Annotated in this window: 12 protein-coding genes; 4 read left to right on the top strand and 8 right to left on the bottom strand. The window is 58.5% G+C overall.

From position 1 onward, the window contains the following. The first annotated feature begins 39 nt into the window (after positions 1-39). Together RTS12_RS08005 and RTS12_RS08000 are read left to right on the top strand one after the other, a co-directional pair. On the top strand, positions 40-1,347 hold the full coding sequence (locus tag RTS12_RS08005; RefSeq protein WP_312527223.1) for an efflux RND transporter periplasmic adaptor subunit: 1,308 nt from the start codon (positions 40-42) through the stop codon (positions 1,345-1,347). 12 nt (positions 1,348-1,359) lie between these two features. Continuing rightward, positions 1,360-4,536 (top strand): efflux RND transporter permease subunit, encoded by a 3,177-nt coding sequence (locus RTS12_RS08000; protein ID WP_312527221.1) that lies wholly within the window; start codon positions 1,360-1,362, stop codon positions 4,534-4,536. 143 nt (positions 4,537-4,679) lie between these two features. Here the strand turns inward: RTS12_RS08000 and RTS12_RS07995 are convergent, their stop codons facing one another. The 8 genes from RTS12_RS07995 to RTS12_RS07960 form a co-directional block, all read right to left on the bottom strand. After that, positions 4,680-5,165 carry a hypothetical protein gene (locus RTS12_RS07995; protein ID WP_312527219.1) on the bottom strand — a complete coding sequence of 162 codons (486 nt, stop codon included), beginning with the start codon at positions 5,163-5,165 and terminating at the stop codon, positions 4,680-4,682. Between the two features lie 108 nt (positions 5,166-5,273). After that, entirely contained in the window at positions 5,274-5,594 is a 321-nt protein-coding gene (locus RTS12_RS07990; RefSeq protein WP_312527217.1) for a hypothetical protein, read from the bottom strand. Between the two features lie 82 nt (positions 5,595-5,676). Continuing rightward, positions 5,677-6,948 carry an amidohydrolase family protein gene (locus tag RTS12_RS07985; protein WP_312527215.1) on the bottom strand — a complete coding sequence of 424 codons (1,272 nt, stop codon included), beginning with the start codon at positions 6,946-6,948 and terminating at the stop codon, positions 5,677-5,679. Continuing rightward, positions 6,948-7,895 carry an ABC transporter permease gene (locus tag RTS12_RS07980; RefSeq protein WP_312527213.1) on the bottom strand — a complete coding sequence of 316 codons (948 nt, stop codon included), beginning with the start codon at positions 7,893-7,895 and terminating at the stop codon, positions 6,948-6,950. Before RTS12_RS07980 ends, RTS12_RS07985 begins: the two co-directional genes overlap by 1 nt. Next, positions 7,892-8,935 (bottom strand): ABC transporter permease, encoded by a 1,044-nt coding sequence (locus tag RTS12_RS07975; RefSeq protein WP_312527211.1) that lies wholly within the window; start codon positions 8,933-8,935, stop codon positions 7,892-7,894. Before RTS12_RS07975 ends, RTS12_RS07980 begins: the two co-directional genes overlap by 4 nt. Then, entirely contained in the window at positions 8,925-10,472 is a 1,548-nt protein-coding gene (locus RTS12_RS07970) for an ABC transporter ATP-binding protein (RefSeq protein ID WP_312527210.1), read from the bottom strand. The genes RTS12_RS07975 and RTS12_RS07970 overlap by 11 nt, the downstream gene beginning before the upstream one ends. Next, a complete protein-coding gene (locus tag RTS12_RS07965) occupies positions 10,472-11,485 on the bottom strand; it encodes a BMP family protein (protein WP_312527208.1) in 1,014 nt (337 codons plus the stop codon). Before RTS12_RS07965 ends, RTS12_RS07970 begins: the two co-directional genes overlap by 1 nt. A 129-nt stretch (positions 11,486-11,614) precedes the next feature. Then, positions 11,615-12,295, bottom strand: a complete 681-nt coding sequence (locus RTS12_RS07960) for a hypothetical protein (RefSeq protein ID WP_312527205.1) — start codon at positions 12,293-12,295, stop codon at positions 11,615-11,617. A gap of 474 nt (positions 12,296-12,769) precedes the next feature. On the opposite strand from RTS12_RS07960, the gene RTS12_RS07955 reads away from it, so the two are divergent. Together RTS12_RS07955 and RTS12_RS07950 are read left to right on the top strand one after the other, a co-directional pair. Beyond that, the gene (locus RTS12_RS07955; protein WP_312527202.1) at positions 12,770-14,074 is read left to right on the top strand and encodes an AAA family ATPase; all 1,305 of its coding nucleotides are present in this window, start codon (positions 12,770-12,772) and stop codon (positions 14,072-14,074) included. Continuing rightward, positions 14,071-15,165, top strand: coding sequence for a ParB/RepB/Spo0J family partition protein (locus tag RTS12_RS07950; protein ID WP_312527199.1), 1,095 nt, complete (start codon positions 14,071-14,073; stop codon positions 15,163-15,165). The genes RTS12_RS07955 and RTS12_RS07950 overlap by 4 nt, the downstream gene beginning before the upstream one ends. Positions 15,166-15,515 lie beyond the last annotated feature (350 nt).

Genomic DNA, 15,515 nt, shown 5'->3' with positions numbered 1-15,515 from the left:
ACTTGCCGCAACAACCCAAAAATTTCGGAGTCACCTCTCATGAATTTAGTCCGGTCGGCCAAGACCATTCTGCCCCTCGTGCTTGCGGCACTGTTGGTACCGGCATGGGTGATGGCACAGCAGCGGCAGATGCCCCCTGCCCCCGTCAGCGTCGTCGAGCTCAAGCCGCAGCCGCTGCCACTTGTCAATGAATTGCCCGGCCGCGTGTCAGCGACCCGGACTGCCGAGGTGCGCCCGCGCGTGGCCGGCATCGTACTTGAGCGGGTTTTCGAACAGGGTAGCTTCGTCAAAGAAGGCGATGTCCTTTACCGCATCGATGCCTCGCAATACCGCGTGCGCGTCGCCAGCGCCCAGGCCACTCTGGCCCGCGCGCAAGCAAACCAGCTGAATGCCCGCGACCAGCAGGCCCGCGCCGAAAAGCTGCGCGAGCGTAAGGTGTCGACCGGGGTGGACCTGGAAAATGCCGTGACCAACCTTGCCGTCGCGGATGCAGATGTCGCCATTGCCGAAGCAGCCCTCGCCGAGGCGCAGCTGAACCTTGACTATACCGATGTGACTGCTCCGATTTCGGGGATCATCGGGCGTGCCTTGGTGACCGAAGGCGCGCTTGTCACCGCACAAAGCGATGTCCTGGCAACGATCCAGCAGCTGGATCCGGTCTATGTCGACTTTACGCAATCCTCGTCCGAAGTGCTGAAGATGCGCCGCGCCATGCAGGCCGGTCAGATCGTCGCCACCGCCCCCGGCGAAGCGCGCGTTCGACTGATCTATGATGATGGCACCCTTTATGACAAAGCGGGCAAGCTGCTGTTTTCCGAAGCCACCGTCGATCCCTTGACCGGGCAGGTCACGATGCGCGGCGAATTCCCGAACCCCGACGGAGAGCTGCTGCCGGGCCTTTACGTTCGCATCAGCATTGAACAAGCAGTCGCCGAGGCCGCATTGGCCATTCCGCAAATGTCGGTTCAGCGTGACCAGCAGGGCAATGCCTATGTCTATGTCATCAATGGCGAAAACAAAGCCGAGCGCCGCTCGATCACGCTTAGCCGGACGCTTGGGCCGCGCTGGATTGTGCTCAGCGGTCTGAAGGCTGGCGATAAGGTCGTCGTCGAAGGTGCGCAGAAGCTATACCCCGACGCAGAAGTCGTTCCCGAGCCTTGGAATGATGCTGATGCTGCGGCCGCAGCTGCAGCCGAAGCCGCTGTCGGCGACACCGTGGATGCAGCCAGCGACGAAGCCGCGGTGAAAGCCGCCGAAGAGCCCGCAAAGGCCGATGAAAAGCCTGCGGATCAAGCTGACACCACCCCTGCCGAAGGGGGCACTGAACCGCCCCAAAAAAGCGAATAAGGATCGGCACGCATGGCACAGTTTTTCATCCATCGCCCGATCCTTGCTTGGGTGATATCTATCTTCATCGTGATCGCGGGCCTGATTTCCTTGCCCATGATCCCGGTGGCCCAATATCCGCAGGTCGCACCGCCGCAGATCTCGATCTCGACCCAATATACCGGCGCGGCCCCAAGCGAGATTTATGAATCGGTCGCGCAGCCGATCGAAGAGCAGCTGAACTCGGTTCAGAACCTGCTGTATTATGAATCGACCGCTGACTCCTCGGGCGCCTTGGGCATTACCGCGACCTTCAGCCCCGGCACCGATATTGCCAAAGCTCAGGTCGATGTCCAAAACGCTGTCAGCCGCGTCGAGGCGCTGTTGCCGCAATCCGTGGTCGATCAGGGCGTTCTGGTCCAAGAGGCCAGCTCGGGCTTTCTGATGATCGTGGCGCTGACCTCGTCGGACGGCTCGATGGATCCGACGGGGCTGGGCGACTATATCAGCCGCAACGTGGTCGGTGAGCTTTCGCGTATCGAAGGCATCGGCCGCGCACAGGTCTTTGCCTCGGAGCGCGCTTTGCGCATCTGGATCGACCCGGATAAAATGACGGGTCTGAACCTCTCGTCCAGTGATATTGTCGGCGCGATCCGCGCACAAAACGCACAGGTTTCGGCCGGTAAGGTCGGGGCGGACCCCAACCCGATCTCGCAACAATTGACCGCGACCGTCCTTCTGAAAGGTCAGCTCAGCACGGTCGAAGAGTTCAAGAACATCGTCCTGCGCGCCAATCCCGACGGCTCAAGCGTACGTCTGGCCGATGTCGCCACAGTTGAAGTCGGCGCCGAAAGCTATGCGTTCAACTCGCATCTGAACAACCAGCCTGCGGCCATGGTCGGCTTGCAGCTGTCCACGTCGGGCAATGCTTTGTCGGCCTCGCAGGCAGTGACCGATAAGATGGAAGAGCTGAAGCAGTTCTTCCCCGACGGGGTCGAATACTCGATCCCCTATAACACCACGCCCTTCGTTGCGGCCTCGATCGACAAGGTGGTCCACACCCTGATCGAAGCCATGGTGCTGGTCTTTATCGTGATGTTCATCTTCCTTCAGAACATCCGTTATACGCTGATCCCGACGATCGTTGTGCCGATTGCCCTTGCGGGCACGGTTGCGATCATGCTGGTCGCGGGCTTCTCGATCAACGTGTTGACCATGTTTGCGATGGTTCTGGCCATCGGCATTCTGGTGGATGACGCCATCGTCGTCATCGAAAACGTCGAACGCATCATGGCGACCGAAGGTCTGGGACCGATGGCCGCGACGGAAAAAGCCATGGGCCAGATTTCTGGCGCCATCATCGGCATCACCCTGGTTCTGGCCGCGGTGTTCATTCCGATGGCCTTTTTCCCAGGCGCGACCGGCATCATCTATCGCCAATTTGCACTGACGATGGTTGTGTCGATCCTGTTCTCGGCCTTCCTGGCATTGACGTTGACGCCTGCACTTTGCGCCAGCTTCTTGAAACCGATCGCCGGGCACCACGAGCGCAAGGGCTTTTTCGGCTGGTTCAACCGCACCTTTGACAAAGCGACGAACCGCTATGCTAACGGCGTTTCGCGCTCGATCAGGCATCGCGGCCTGATGATGCTGGTCTATGTCGTGATCGTGGCCGGCGTGGGTTACGGCTTTAGCCAATTGCCGACCAGCTTCTTGCCGAACGAAGACCAGGGCTTTGTCATCTCTGACATCCAAACGCCTGCCACGTCGTCATCGAACCGCACCGATGAGGTTCTGAGCAACGTCACAGACATGTATAAAAGCATGGATGATGTCACCGATGTCGTGACGGTGCGTGGCTTCAGCTTTTCGGGTCAGGGCACCAACGCTGGTATCGCCTTCACCACGCTTAAGGACTGGAGCGAGCGCACGCGCTCTGCCCAAGACATTGCGAATGCGGCCAACGGTCAGATGTTCATGATGAAGGACGCTCAGGCATTCTCACTGTCCCCGCCGCCCATTCCGGGCTTCGGCGCAACCGGCGGCTTTAGCTTCCGCTTGCAGGACCGTGGTGGTATGGGCCAACAAGCGCTGGACGCTGCGGCCGCTCAGCTGATGCAAGAGGCCACGGCCAGCGGCGTCATTGTCGGCCTGCGCAAAGAGGGTCTGCCCGCAGCGGCACAGGTCTATGTTGCGATCGACCGTGAAAAGGCCAATGCCTTTGGCGTGGCATTTGCCGATATCAGCTCGACCATCTCGCAATATCTGGGCTCGTCCTATGTCAACGACTTCCCCAACGCGGGCAGGATGCAGCGCGTCGTGCTGCAAGCCCGCGAGGAAGCACGGATGCAGGCCGAAGACATTCTTGGCCTGACGGTGCGCAACACCAACGGCGGCATGGTCCCCTTCTCGTCCTTTGCGACGGTGGAATGGGAAGTCGGCCCCTCGCAGGTCGTGGGCTATAACGGCTATCCGGCCGTGCGTCTGTCCGGCCAGTCGGCCCCCGGTTACAGTTCGGGCGCTGCGATGGAGAAGATGCAGGAGCTGGCAGCCGGTCTGCCGCAAGGCTTTGGCTATGAATGGACCGGCCAGTCGCTGGAAGAAATCAAATCAGGCAATACCTCGACCTTGCTGTTTGGGATGAGCATCATCTTCATCTTCTTGCTGCTGTCGGGCCTGTATGAAAGCTGGCAGATCCCGCTTTCTGTGATGCTGGTGGTGCCGTTGGGGATTTTGGGCTGTGTGCTGGCCTTGATGATCCGCGACATGCCGAACGACGTCTATTTCAAGGTCGGACTAATCGCGATCATCGGCCTATCGGCCAAAAACGCGATCCTGATCGTGGAATTTGCCAAGGATCTGCGTGCCGAAGGCGAAAGGCTGATCGACGCGGCAGTGCATGCGGCCAAGCTGCGCTTCCGCCCGATCCTGATGACCTCGCTGGCGTTTACGCTGGGTGTGGTCCCGCTGGCGATTGCGACCGGCCCTTCGGCCGCCAGCCAGAACGCCATTGGTACGGGCGTGATCGGCGGGATGATCGCTGCGACGATCTTCTCGGTCTTCTTCGTGCCGGTCTTCTTTGTCTTTGTCCTCAGCGTGGTCAGCAAGCTGACGCGGCGCGATCCCAACATTGACCCGCAGGTGGCCAAGGCTCGCCGCGCGGAAGAAGAGGCCCGCATTCACGCCGAAAAGCAGGCCAGCAAAGCCTGATCCGCGACGAGGCAGCAAAATCAAGACAGGCGGGGCGTGCACACAAGGCACGCCCCGCCTTTTTCATGCCGTGACCGTCAAAAGAAAGCGCCGGCGAAATCAGCCGGGGCTTTTAGTTATTCTAGATTGATCCAAGACTTGGTCTAGCGGCGAATGCCGTAGATCGCCAGCACACGGTTTGAATCCGCATCGACACGGTAGATACGATGATCGTCGCGGAAATAGCGCCAGCCGCGACGCGCCTGGAGATTATAGCGGCCCGGATTTGGGACCTGCGCATAATCACGGATGTTCAGCCGATCGCCCACACCCCTGCCCTCGCGGTATTTGCGCTCCTGCTTGTAGTCATGGCAGCGGCCGTCCTTCTTGCCCTGACCGGGGGGACAATGGCCGTAGCGCTTCCAGCGGCGATCGTCGCGGTGGTGATCGCGATCGCCGCGATATTCGCCATGGCGACCGTCGTGATATTCCCCGCGATAATTGCGCCGTTCATGGTCGCGATAATATAGGCCATGATCCGTGCGATGCTCGTCATAATGGCGTCCTTGCCCCGGTTCTGCCATGACCGGCGCAGCCAAGCTCACTGCCGCCAAAGCGGCAGCCGCTGCTAAAATGGAAACCAGCCTCATTGGGCACTCCTTGTTTATTGTTTTTCCGGAGTAATCCCGCCAAAGAAAAAGCGCCCATCACAAACTCGCGCTTAGGCTGTCTTTCGCTCAGGCCAATCCGAGGCGGATCTAATAGCCGATTCCGACGCCCACACGCGCACCGCGGATGCCACCATCAACACCCAGCCATTCGTTCGAGGTAAAGGGATGGGATATATCCTGACCTGCGCGGGCCTTGTTTTCCAAAATAAAGCGAATGCGTTGGCGGCGGTCGCGCCAGGTTGGCTCGTCCTCGATCTGGGCAATCTCGACACGGCTGAAAACATATGGGTTCAGCCCCATGATCGCCGCCTCTTGGATATGGCCGGGGCTGAGGGGTTTGCTGTCAGCCGATGCGAGGCCGGTCATGGCGATCACGCCCAAAGCGGCCAAGGTCATTTTTTTGATCATCTTGCGTCTCCCAAATTCAAAGGGCTGCCCTTGAGGTGGTCCCTCACGGGTCATCAGAAAAGGGCAGCCCGCAGAGATCAGATCACAAAATGTGGCGGCGACGAACCGAAGCAGGACGGCCCGTCAGCGACAAACGCGCGTCGTTGCGCGGTTTTTCGGACACAACCTTGCCTTTGGATATGACGCAAAGGCGGTCAGCCCGCAGGCGCAGGGCCTCGGTCGGGTTGCCCGCGTCAAGGACCACCAGATTGGCCTTGTCCCCTACATTCAGGCCGTAACCCTCAAGACCCATGATGCGTGCGTTATTTTCGGTCACCATCGTAAAGCAACGCGCCATTTCGTCGGGATGGGTCATCTGCGCGACATGCAGCCCCATAAAGGCAACGTCCAGCATATCTGCCGTACCCAGCGAATACCATGGATCAAGCACACAATCCTGACCCCAACCAACGGTGATGCCTTGCGCTTGCATTTCGCGCACGCGGGTCAGGCCACGACGCTTGGGATAGGTGTCGTGACGGCCCTGCAGCGTGATGTTGATCAGAGGGTTTGAAATCACGCACAGGCCCGATTCCGCAATCAACGGGATCAGTTTGGAGACATAGTAATTATCCATCGAATGCATCGAAGTCAGATGCCCCGCCGCCGCGCGCGCACCAAGGCCGTGACGCAGAACCTCGCGGGCGTAGGTCTCGATATGACGGCTATTGGGATCGTCGGTTTCGTCACAGTGAATGTCGATCGCAATGCCGCGCTCGGCGGCAATGCGGCAAACATCGATCACCGAATCTGTGCCCTCGCCCATTGTGCGTTCAAAATGGGGGATGCCACCGACCAGATCACAGCCCATATCCAGCGCCCGGATAACGTTCTGCCGCCCGTTCGGGGCGCGGTAGAGGCCGTCTTGGGGAAAAGCCACCAGTTGCAGGTCGATATAATCCGCCACGCGGCGCTTGACCTCGAGCATGGCCTCGACCCCGCGCAGGTGATCGGCGGAGGTATCCACATGGGTGCGGATCGCCAGCAACCCCATCGAGACCGCCCAATCGCAATAATCCACCGCCCGCTCGATCATCTCGTCCACGGTTGCGATGTCGCGCAATTCTCCCCAAAGTGCGATGCCCTCGAGCAAGGTGCCCGAAGCATTTACCCGAGGTTTGCCATAAGACAGGGTCGCATCCATGTGAAAATGCGGATCGACAAAGGGGGGCGTAACCAGATCGCCTGTGGCATCGATCACGCGTCCCGCTTCGCCCGACAGCTTGCCGACTGCGACAATACGGTCGCCCTGAATTGCGATATCCGCCACGGAACCGTCCGGCAGCGTGCCGCCTTTGACCAGAAGATCGAACATCAGCGTTCACCTTTATTATAGGGCGTCATCAGCGCAGCCGGGACTTCCGAGCGCCGTGACATCAAAATGAGAGCGAGAATAGACAGCAAATAAGGCGCCATCAAAAAGACCTGATAGGGCAGATGTGCCCCGATTGGTGTCTGTTGCAGCCTGACCTGCAGCGCGTCGAATGCGGCAAAGAGCAAGGCCCCCAACACCGCCTTGCCCGGACGCCACGCACCAAAGACCACCAGTGCAATGCAGATCCAGCCGCGACCGTTGACCATCTCGAAAAAGAAGGACGAGAAGGCAGAAAGCGTCAGGAACGCGCCACCGACGGCCATCAATCCCGAACCCACCGTCACCGCGCCGATCCGCAATGCCGTGACAGAAAGTCCCTGCGCCTCGACCGCAGCGGGGTTTTCCCCGGCTGCGCGGACCGCCAGACCAAGCGGCGTCCTGAAAAGGACGAATGCGGTCAATGCGGCGACGACAAAGGCCAGATAGGTCATCGGAGTCTGGTTGAAAAACGCCTGCCCCAGGATCGGAATATCCGACAGGACGGGAATTTCGAGCGGCTGAAACGGCGTGATTTTCGGCGGCGTCGTCACCTCAGGCAAGGCCACGCGATAGGCAAAGTAGCTGGTCGCGGTTGCCAGCAGCGTAATGCCAATGCCCACGACATGCTGAGACAGGCCAAAAGGCACCGTTAATACGCCGTGAACCAGGCCAAAGATCATACCTGAAATCATGGCGGCCGTGACACCCAGCCAAAGTGGCGCGCCCAGATAGACCGTCATCCAGCCCGAAAACGCACCCATGACCATGATGCCTTCAATGCCCAGGTTAAGCACCCCTGCCCTTTCGCAGATCAGCTCGCCCATGGTTGCAAAAATCAGCGGCGAGGCAATGCGCACTGCCGCTGCCCAGAATGTCACCGAAAGAAGAATGTCAAACAGGCTGCTCATCCGCGCACCACCCGGAACCGTGTCAGCTGCAAGGCCAGCACCATGAATAAAAGCCCCGTCGCCAGCAGCATATCCGCGATATAGGTCGGCACGCCCGCAGCGCGGCTCATACTGTCCGACCCGACAAAGACCGCAGCAACGAACAGCGCCGAAGGCACCACAGCAAGCGGGTTAAGCAAAGCCAGCATCGCCACCACGATCCCGGTATAACCATAGCCCGGAGACAGATCGAGGCTAAGATGGCCCTTCAGCCCCGCGACCTCGGACCATCCCGCAAGCCCGGCAAGCCCCCCCGAAAGAAGGGCCGTCAGCACCAGAACGCGGTTGACGGGCATCCCGGCAAAACGTGCTGCTGCGGGGTTTTGGCCGACCGCGCGCATCTCGAAGCCAAAGGTGGTGCGCTTTTCGATCAGCCACAACACCACGGCCGCGATGATTGCGACGCCGAAACCCCAATGCAGCCGAAGTCCGGTGACGATCCGCGGCAAGCGAGCCTCTTTGATCAGCGCGGCAGATTTGGGCCAGCCCATGCCCATAGGATCTTTCATGGGCCCTTCAAGAAGGTAGGATACAAACAGCAGCATCACGAAATTCAAAAGCAGCGTGGTGACGACCTCATCGACCCCAAGCTTGGTCTTAAGCAGGACTGGTCCCAGCAACACGAGGGCACCAGCCAGCATTGCCGCGACCATGGAAACCGGCAAAGCCAGTCCCGACCCGATCGCGCCCGTGCCCAGAAGCACCGTGACGATTGCCCCTGCATAAAGCTGCGCCTCGGCCCCGATGTTCCAAAGCTTCGCGCGAAACGCCACGGCGACCGCAAGGCCCGTGAAAATAAGCGGCGTCGCGCGGTTCAGGGTCTCCAACAAAGCAAATTTTGTTCCGACGGCGCCTTTGACAATCAGCCCAAGCGTCAGCAGCGGATTCGCCCCGGCGATCAACGCCAGTAGCGACCCCACAATAATGGTGCCAATCAGCGCCAGGGCCGGAAAGCCAAGGCGGCGCGCCAGCGTGGGCTGTGCGATAGGTTCAAGCCGCATTGTTATCCTCGTTAAATCCTTCGCCAGCCATCCAAAGCCCCAGCTCGGCCGGGGTCATGGTGCCACGCGCAAAGGCGGGCGACAGGCGCCCCTCAGAGATGACATGGACGGTATCAGCCAGCCCCATGATCTCGTCCAGATCCTCAGAGATCAGCAGCACCGCCGCGCCCGCATCGCGCGCAGCGATCAGCCGCGACTGCACATAGGCAATCGCACCAATATCAAGGCCCCGCACAGGTTGGTTGGCCAAAATGATGGTCGGCCCCGGCTCTAGAACCCGGCCAAGGATCAGCTTTTGCATATTCCCGCCTGAAAGCAGCCGGATTGCCGTTTTCGGCCCTGGACAACGCACATCATATGCCGCAATGATCTCTTCGGCGAATGTGCGGGCCGCACGCCAGTCGATCAGACCCATTTTGCTGAAATCTGGGCGAAAATAGCCCTCGAGCACCGCGTTTTCGGTCAGGTTAAATCCTGCGATGGTGCCCGTCTTGTGACGATCTTCGGGAATGCGCGCGATGCCACGGCGAATGGCCTCGCGCGGGGACCAGCTTTTCACTGGATTGCCTGCCAATGCGATCTGTCCACGGGTCGGGGAAATCAGCCCGCTGACCAAATCCGCCAGTGCGGCCTGCCCATTGCCTGACACACCTGCCAGTCCGATAATTTCGCCGGCGCGCAGTTGCAGCGTCAACCCCTTCAACCCCGGAGCCGCGCCATTTGCCGCGGTTGAGACCCGATCCAGATGCATCAGCACCGGACCCGCAGGCCGGGGCTGCGCTTTTGGCAATGCGATTTCGCCCCCGACCATCAACGCCGCCAAACGCGCGCCATCGGTCTGGGCGGTGGCGACCTCGCCCACGACTGTGCCGTGACGCAAGACGATACAACGATCTGCAATCGCGGTGACTTCATGCAGCTTGTGGCTGATGAAAAGGATCGACAGCCCCTGCGCAATCGCCTTTCGCAGGGTTGCAAACAATGCCTCGGCTTCTTGCGGGGTCAGAACGGCGGTCGGCTCGTCCAAGATCAGGATGCGCGCGTCACGATAAAGCGCCTTGAGGATTTCAACCCGCTGACGCTCGCCGACGGTCAAACTGCCGACCCGCGCGTCGGGATCAACGCTGAGCCCAAAATCGCGGCTCAGATCCTGGACCCTGCGTCGCGCTGCCGACCTGCTTGTCCCTCGCGATAACAATCGCTCGGTGCCAAGACGGATGTTATCAAGAACGCTCAGGTTATCGGCCAGCGTGAAATGCTGATGCACCATTCCCACGCCCGCTTCCAATGCAGCGCGGGGCTGACCTGCGGGCAAGGGCTGGCCGAACACCTCGACCAATCCTTCATCTGCGACGTAATGGCCAAACAGGATGTTCATCAGCGTGGTCTTACCAGCGCCATTTTCACCCAAAAGCGCCACGACCTCGCCCCGGCGCAATGTCAGGCTGACGGCATTATTTGCCGTCAGCTTGCCGAAGCGCTTGGTAATGCGGTCAAGGCGCAGGACAACATCCTGCGCCTCATTGGCCATTGCCATCACGACGCCTTGGGTTCGGCGTCGTCGATGACCACCGTAAACGAGCCGTCCTTGATCGCGCTCATGCGTTCCTCGACCAGCTTTTGCGTCTCGGCGGGAATCTTATCGGCAAAGGTGCCGTAAGGCGCCAATGAACAGCCGCCGTCTTTCATATAGGAATAGACACCGTAGTTTTCGGGCTTGAACGTGCCCGCTTGTACCGCCTCGATCGCCTTGTTCAGCGTAGGTGCAAAATCCCACAAAGCCGAGGCGACGACAGTGTCAGGATAATCGGCCTGAGTATCAATGACATTGCCGATCGCAAGAATGCCCTTTTCCTTGGCCGCGTCCGAAACCCCAAAGCGCTCGGCATAAAGCACGTCCGCGCCGGCATCGGTCATGGCAAAGGCGGTTTCCTTGGCTTTTGGCGGATCAAACCACGAGCCGATAAAGGACACCTGGAACTTGGCATCAGGCCGGGTTTCTTTGACGCCCGCCATAAAGGCATTCATCAACCGGTTCACTTCAGGGATCGGGAAACCACCGACCATGCCGATGTTGCCATTCTTGGTCATGGCGCCGGCGATGATGCCCGTCAGATAGGATGCATCCTGAATGTAATTGTCGAAAACTGCGACGTTGGGATTGTCATCCGAGGGCTGAAGGCTAGAGCCAAGCAGGAAGGCGACCTCGGGATAATCTGCGGCAACTTCGCGGGCTTCTTGCTCGACCCCAAAAACATCACCGATAATCAGCTTGACGCCGCTTTCAGCATATTCGCGAAGCACGCGCGCAAAATCGGTATTCGAGACATTCTCGCTATAGACATAGTCAACCGTTCCGGCAGCTTTTGCCGCTTCAGATGCCGCGTGAAGGCGACCGCACCATTGCTGCTCGACCGGATTGGTGTAAACGCCCGCCAGTTTCAATGGCTCGGCGGCGCGCAGCGCCTTGGGAGCTTGCGTGGCAAGAACCACAGCCGCGCCTCCAAGCATGAGCGCGCGTCGTGTCACGGTAAAGGTGGATTTGGTCATAATCTGCCCCTGATGCTGATCTGGCGAACCATTTGCAACTTCCCTGCGGTCGCTGCAAGGAGTTGCGATATATTCGATGATGACAGAAAACGCGCGATAAGTCTGCTTGATATTCAAGCCCCTGCCCCATCAGCTGTCGATGCGCACGTCTGAAATACTAGGGTCAATGCGCCGCGCAATCACGCGCATCCTTTCGATCAGATGTGTGCGGATATAGGCGGCGTGAAAGCGACTTGGCGCCAAAAGATGCACACACCCCGCTTTGCATTCATCTTGGGCCAATGGCGCGAACCATGCCGCCGCGGTCGCGCTATCCTCTGCGAAAAGCAATGTCAGCATTTGCGGCCAAATTCCTTCTTCGCTGGCAGCAACCGGGCGATGGAAGGGAACAATATTCGCATCTGTCGGCAGTTGCGTCGCGGGCTTGCGTTCCAGCCGTTCAACGAAATCGGGGCCGATCAAGTCCCATGTCGCACGGGTGTCGAGCATGATCCGTTCGATGCCAAGCGAAAATAGCGCGACACGCCCCCGTGCACCGGCTCGGCGTTGTTCGAGCCATCCCAAGGCACGCAGCTTGACCATCTCGCGTTTGACCGTGCGTTCATCAACTGACCAAAGTCGCGAGATCTCGGCCTGGCCGATCGACAGCTCATCGTTTTGCCAATTATAGCGGGTCGTGATCAAGGCCATCAACCGCAGCACAAGCTTCTGACGATGTTTGTCGCCAGCCAAGCCATGCGCCATTAGCGCAGAGAGCAGATCATATTTTTTCGAGGACGCTTCGCGCCCCACTGCCCGCAACACTTGCATTTCGCTTCGCCTCGTTCAGACCCATGGGTCCTGCTCAGACCCGAATATGGACTTGTCTCGACCAATTCAAACGCTTTTCGGATCATGGGGACAATTTGCGTCCAGAACAGGTTCAGAGTCAAGGCAGAGGCGGAATGGCTGAACAGGATTTGCATAAATCAAATATAAAAACGGTAATAATAGGTGAAGGGGGACACTCTGGTTGTCACCTTATTTCTCCAAGATGTCCCCTAATCTGTCGCTTTTTGATTTGCTGTGTCCCCAAAATCGACCCACGGTTTCGGATGCGCGAATTGCAAGGGCCATGATGACGATTCGCTTGGGAATGGCGGGATTGCTGGGCGATTCTCTTCTTCCTGTGCTGATCTCAACGCAAAATCATCTGATTTTCAAATTAAGCGTAAATTGAAAGTTGTGAGAATTTTACGATCTGCTAGTACTTAACCTATCAATAAGAGCAGTATTGGGCACATCATGTTTACTCATACCGATCTTGCGCGCCTGCAAAGCCAATCCCTGAAGATGCAGGGATGGATCCGGCGGCAAACCTTCAGCCCCTCGGATGAAAAGACACTTCGGCGTTTTTCATCTTGGGAGGTCGCAGAGCTGATCTTCAAGATGAACCAGTCCACCTTTCGCGGTAAGCTTGCAGCCGAGCCAAACCTTCCCGGCGGGGAAGTTGAAGAGGACGGGCGGCAGCGCTGGTTTTCACTCGATGAGATCAACGAACTGCGCCGTCGCATCAAGGTGAACCGTAAATCGTTGATGCCCCCCCGCCCCGAGGGCAAGCGCGCAATCCGTGCAGCCGTGGCGAACTTTAAGGGCGGTGCGGGGAAATCCACCGTGGCCCTTCACTTTGCTCATGCCGCTGCACTGGATGGCTACCGCGTCTTGGTCGTGGACTTTGACCCCCAAGCAACGCTCAGCCATTCGATGGGGCTGACGGATGTCGGGGAGGACCATACTGTTTGGGGCATCATGGCCCGGGATCTGGAGAGAGAAACCGACCGTATGAATGCCGCAGGTACGGGTGCCGAAAGCGGGACCGCCCTGCCCCAGCGCAAGTTGCCAAACTCGATCCGTGCGATGGGTCTTGGTGGATTGCGTACCGCGGACTTTATCAAGCCGACCGCATGGTCCACGATTGATATCGTTCCCAGCTGCGCGAATGCCGCCTTTGTCGAGTTCGCCAGCGCGCAGTATCGGCATTTGAACCCGGAATGGACTTTCTTCGGGGCTGTGTCGCGCTTTCTGGATGGTCTGCCCGATGATGCCTATGACCTGATCATCTTCGATTGTCCGCCAGCGATCGGCTATCAATCGATGAACGCGGTCTTTGCCGCGGATGTCCTTTATATCCCCTCTGGCCCTGGATATTGGGAATACGATTCAACCACAAGTTTTATCGGCCAGCTTGCAGAAGCCCTAGAGGATCTGTCCCACGGCTTTGAAAACTTCCCCACGGGGAAGATCCGTTTGCCAAAGGCCTTTGCAGATATCCGCTTCTTGATGACACGCTATGAGCCGTCGAACGAGCTGCATACAGCGATGTTTGCCGCCTTCAAGCAGGTGTTTGGCGAGCGCGTGGCGGAACATCCTGTCGAGCTGACCCGCGCCGTCGAGCAATCCGGCCGTTTTCTATCCTCGGTCTATGAAATCGACTATCGTGAAATGACGCGCGGGACGTGGCGGCGCGCTCGTGGAACGTTTGACCGCGCTTATGAAGAGTTTCGAGACCATCTTGTTGCGGCTTGGGATAAGTTGGAGAATGACGGATGAGCAGGAAGCGTCGCGTTTTTGATATCGAAATGCCCTTTGACGATGCTCAACCCTCGATCGAGGCGCAATCAGACAAGGATCTTCGGCGCGGACCGATGGCGACGGCGATTGCCGAGACGGCTGAAAGCACACGTGCGCGCGCGCGGATCGAGGCTGAAATTCGTGCTGAAAATGACGCCTTGGCTCAAGAGCACGTTCGCCTGAAAAAGGCAGGTCTGATTACCGATTTGATTCCGCTGGATCGCATTGTCACCGATAAGCTGATCCGTGACCGCGCGCCGGGCGAGGATCGTGAGTTGGCAGAGCTGGTCGTTTCAATCCGAGAAATCGGCCTGTCAAACGCCATCCAGGTCGAGCCGCGCGAGGACGGGCAATACGAGCTGATCCAGGGTTGGCGCAGGCTTTCTGCCTATAGGACACTGCTGACGGAAACCGGCGATAGCGAAAGATGGGGGCGTATTCCCGCGGGCATTGCGGCACGTGGGGACGCACTAGAAGCATTGTATCGCCGCATGGTTGACGAGAACGTAGTGCGCAAGGACATCTCGTTCGGTGAAATGGCGCAGCTCGCGCTGAACTATGCCCATGATCCCGACACGGCCGAAAGCGACCCTGAAAAGGCCGTAGCGCTTTTGTTTAAATCCGCGGGCTATCAGAAGCGCAGCTATATTCGCGCCTTCATCAAGCTTGTGTCCGAGCTAGGTGACGACCTGCATCATATCTCCGAGATACCACGTTCACTTGGACTGCAACTGGTTGGCAAGCTGCAAGAGGTCGATGGGTTGTCAGATGCGATCCGATCAGAGCTGCGGGGTTGGTCAAGCCGGACCGTCAACGACGAGCTGCATGTGCTAAGGCGCTTTGCTGAAGGGGCAGGGGCACCGCGCAACAAAGCCAAGCGCACCGGCGAGGCCGCGCCTTTGGCAAGCGGGAAAGCCAAGACCACCTTTCAGCTTGAGCGCCCGCAGGGAACGGCGAAATGCACCGCCGCAAATGGGAGACTCGAGATCAGGTTGTCGCGTGATTTTTCGGCGGTTGATCGTCGTAAACTCGAGGCGGCCGTCAAGGCTTTTCTCGAGGATATTAACTGATCTTCCCCGCAGGGAAGATCTCGGCCGCCACCCGGATTGATGTGGGTGGCGGATTTTTTATTCTAAAATCAATAACTTGCAAATGTTGCGCCGGAGATTTACTCTAATCTGAGAGAAATCCCAACCATTTCTGTGGATCAAACACCATTTTGCTGTTTGCGGTCCTTTGCCCCAAGGTCGCGACATTTTCCGACCCAGATTTGTGCCCTTGATCACCTCTTCGTCAGCACCTCTGAGAGCTGTCCGCCGCTGACCCTCATGTGGTAATGAGATCTTCATGCAGCGACGGCATGATCGCGGCAAAACCTGATCAGGGTGTAAGGGATAAGGGTCTTGAAGTTTAAGAATCT

This window comes from Paracoccus sp. (in: a-proteobacteria) (genome assembly GCF_032007265.1).
GTDB lineage: Bacteria > Pseudomonadota > Alphaproteobacteria > Rhodobacterales > Rhodobacteraceae > Paracoccus.
This window is presented reverse-complemented; position numbering and strand designations above follow the sequence as displayed.

Coding starts and splice junctions, on each gene's coding strand:
- RTS12_RS08005 (WP_312527223.1), top strand. CDS start 40: ATGAATTTAGTCCGGTCGGCCAAGACCATTCTGCCCCTCGTGCTTGCG.
- RTS12_RS08000 (WP_312527221.1), top strand. CDS start 1,360: ATGGCACAGTTTTTCATCCATCGCCCGATCCTTGCTTGGGTGATATCT.
- RTS12_RS07995 (WP_312527219.1), bottom strand. CDS start 5,165: ATGAGGCTGGTTTCCATTTTAGCAGCGGCTGCCGCTTTGGCGGCAGTG.
- RTS12_RS07990 (WP_312527217.1), bottom strand. CDS start 5,594: ATGATCAAAAAAATGACCTTGGCCGCTTTGGGCGTGATCGCCATGACC.
- RTS12_RS07985 (WP_312527215.1), bottom strand. CDS start 6,948: ATGTTCGATCTTCTGGTCAAAGGCGGCACGCTGCCGGACGGTTCCGTG.
- RTS12_RS07980 (WP_312527213.1), bottom strand. CDS start 7,895: ATGAGCAGCCTGTTTGACATTCTTCTTTCGGTGACATTCTGGGCAGCG.
- RTS12_RS07975 (WP_312527211.1), bottom strand. CDS start 8,935: ATGCGGCTTGAACCTATCGCACAGCCCACGCTGGCGCGCCGCCTTGGC.
- RTS12_RS07970 (WP_312527210.1), bottom strand. CDS start 10,472: ATGGCAATGGCCAATGAGGCGCAGGATGTTGTCCTGCGCCTTGACCGC.
- RTS12_RS07965 (WP_312527208.1), bottom strand. CDS start 11,485: ATGACCAAATCCACCTTTACCGTGACACGACGCGCGCTCATGCTTGGA.
- RTS12_RS07960 (WP_312527205.1), bottom strand. CDS start 12,295: ATGCAAGTGTTGCGGGCAGTGGGGCGCGAAGCGTCCTCGAAAAAATAT.
- RTS12_RS07955 (WP_312527202.1), top strand. CDS start 12,770: ATGTTTACTCATACCGATCTTGCGCGCCTGCAAAGCCAATCCCTGAAG.
- RTS12_RS07950 (WP_312527199.1), top strand. CDS start 14,071: ATGAGCAGGAAGCGTCGCGTTTTTGATATCGAAATGCCCTTTGACGAT.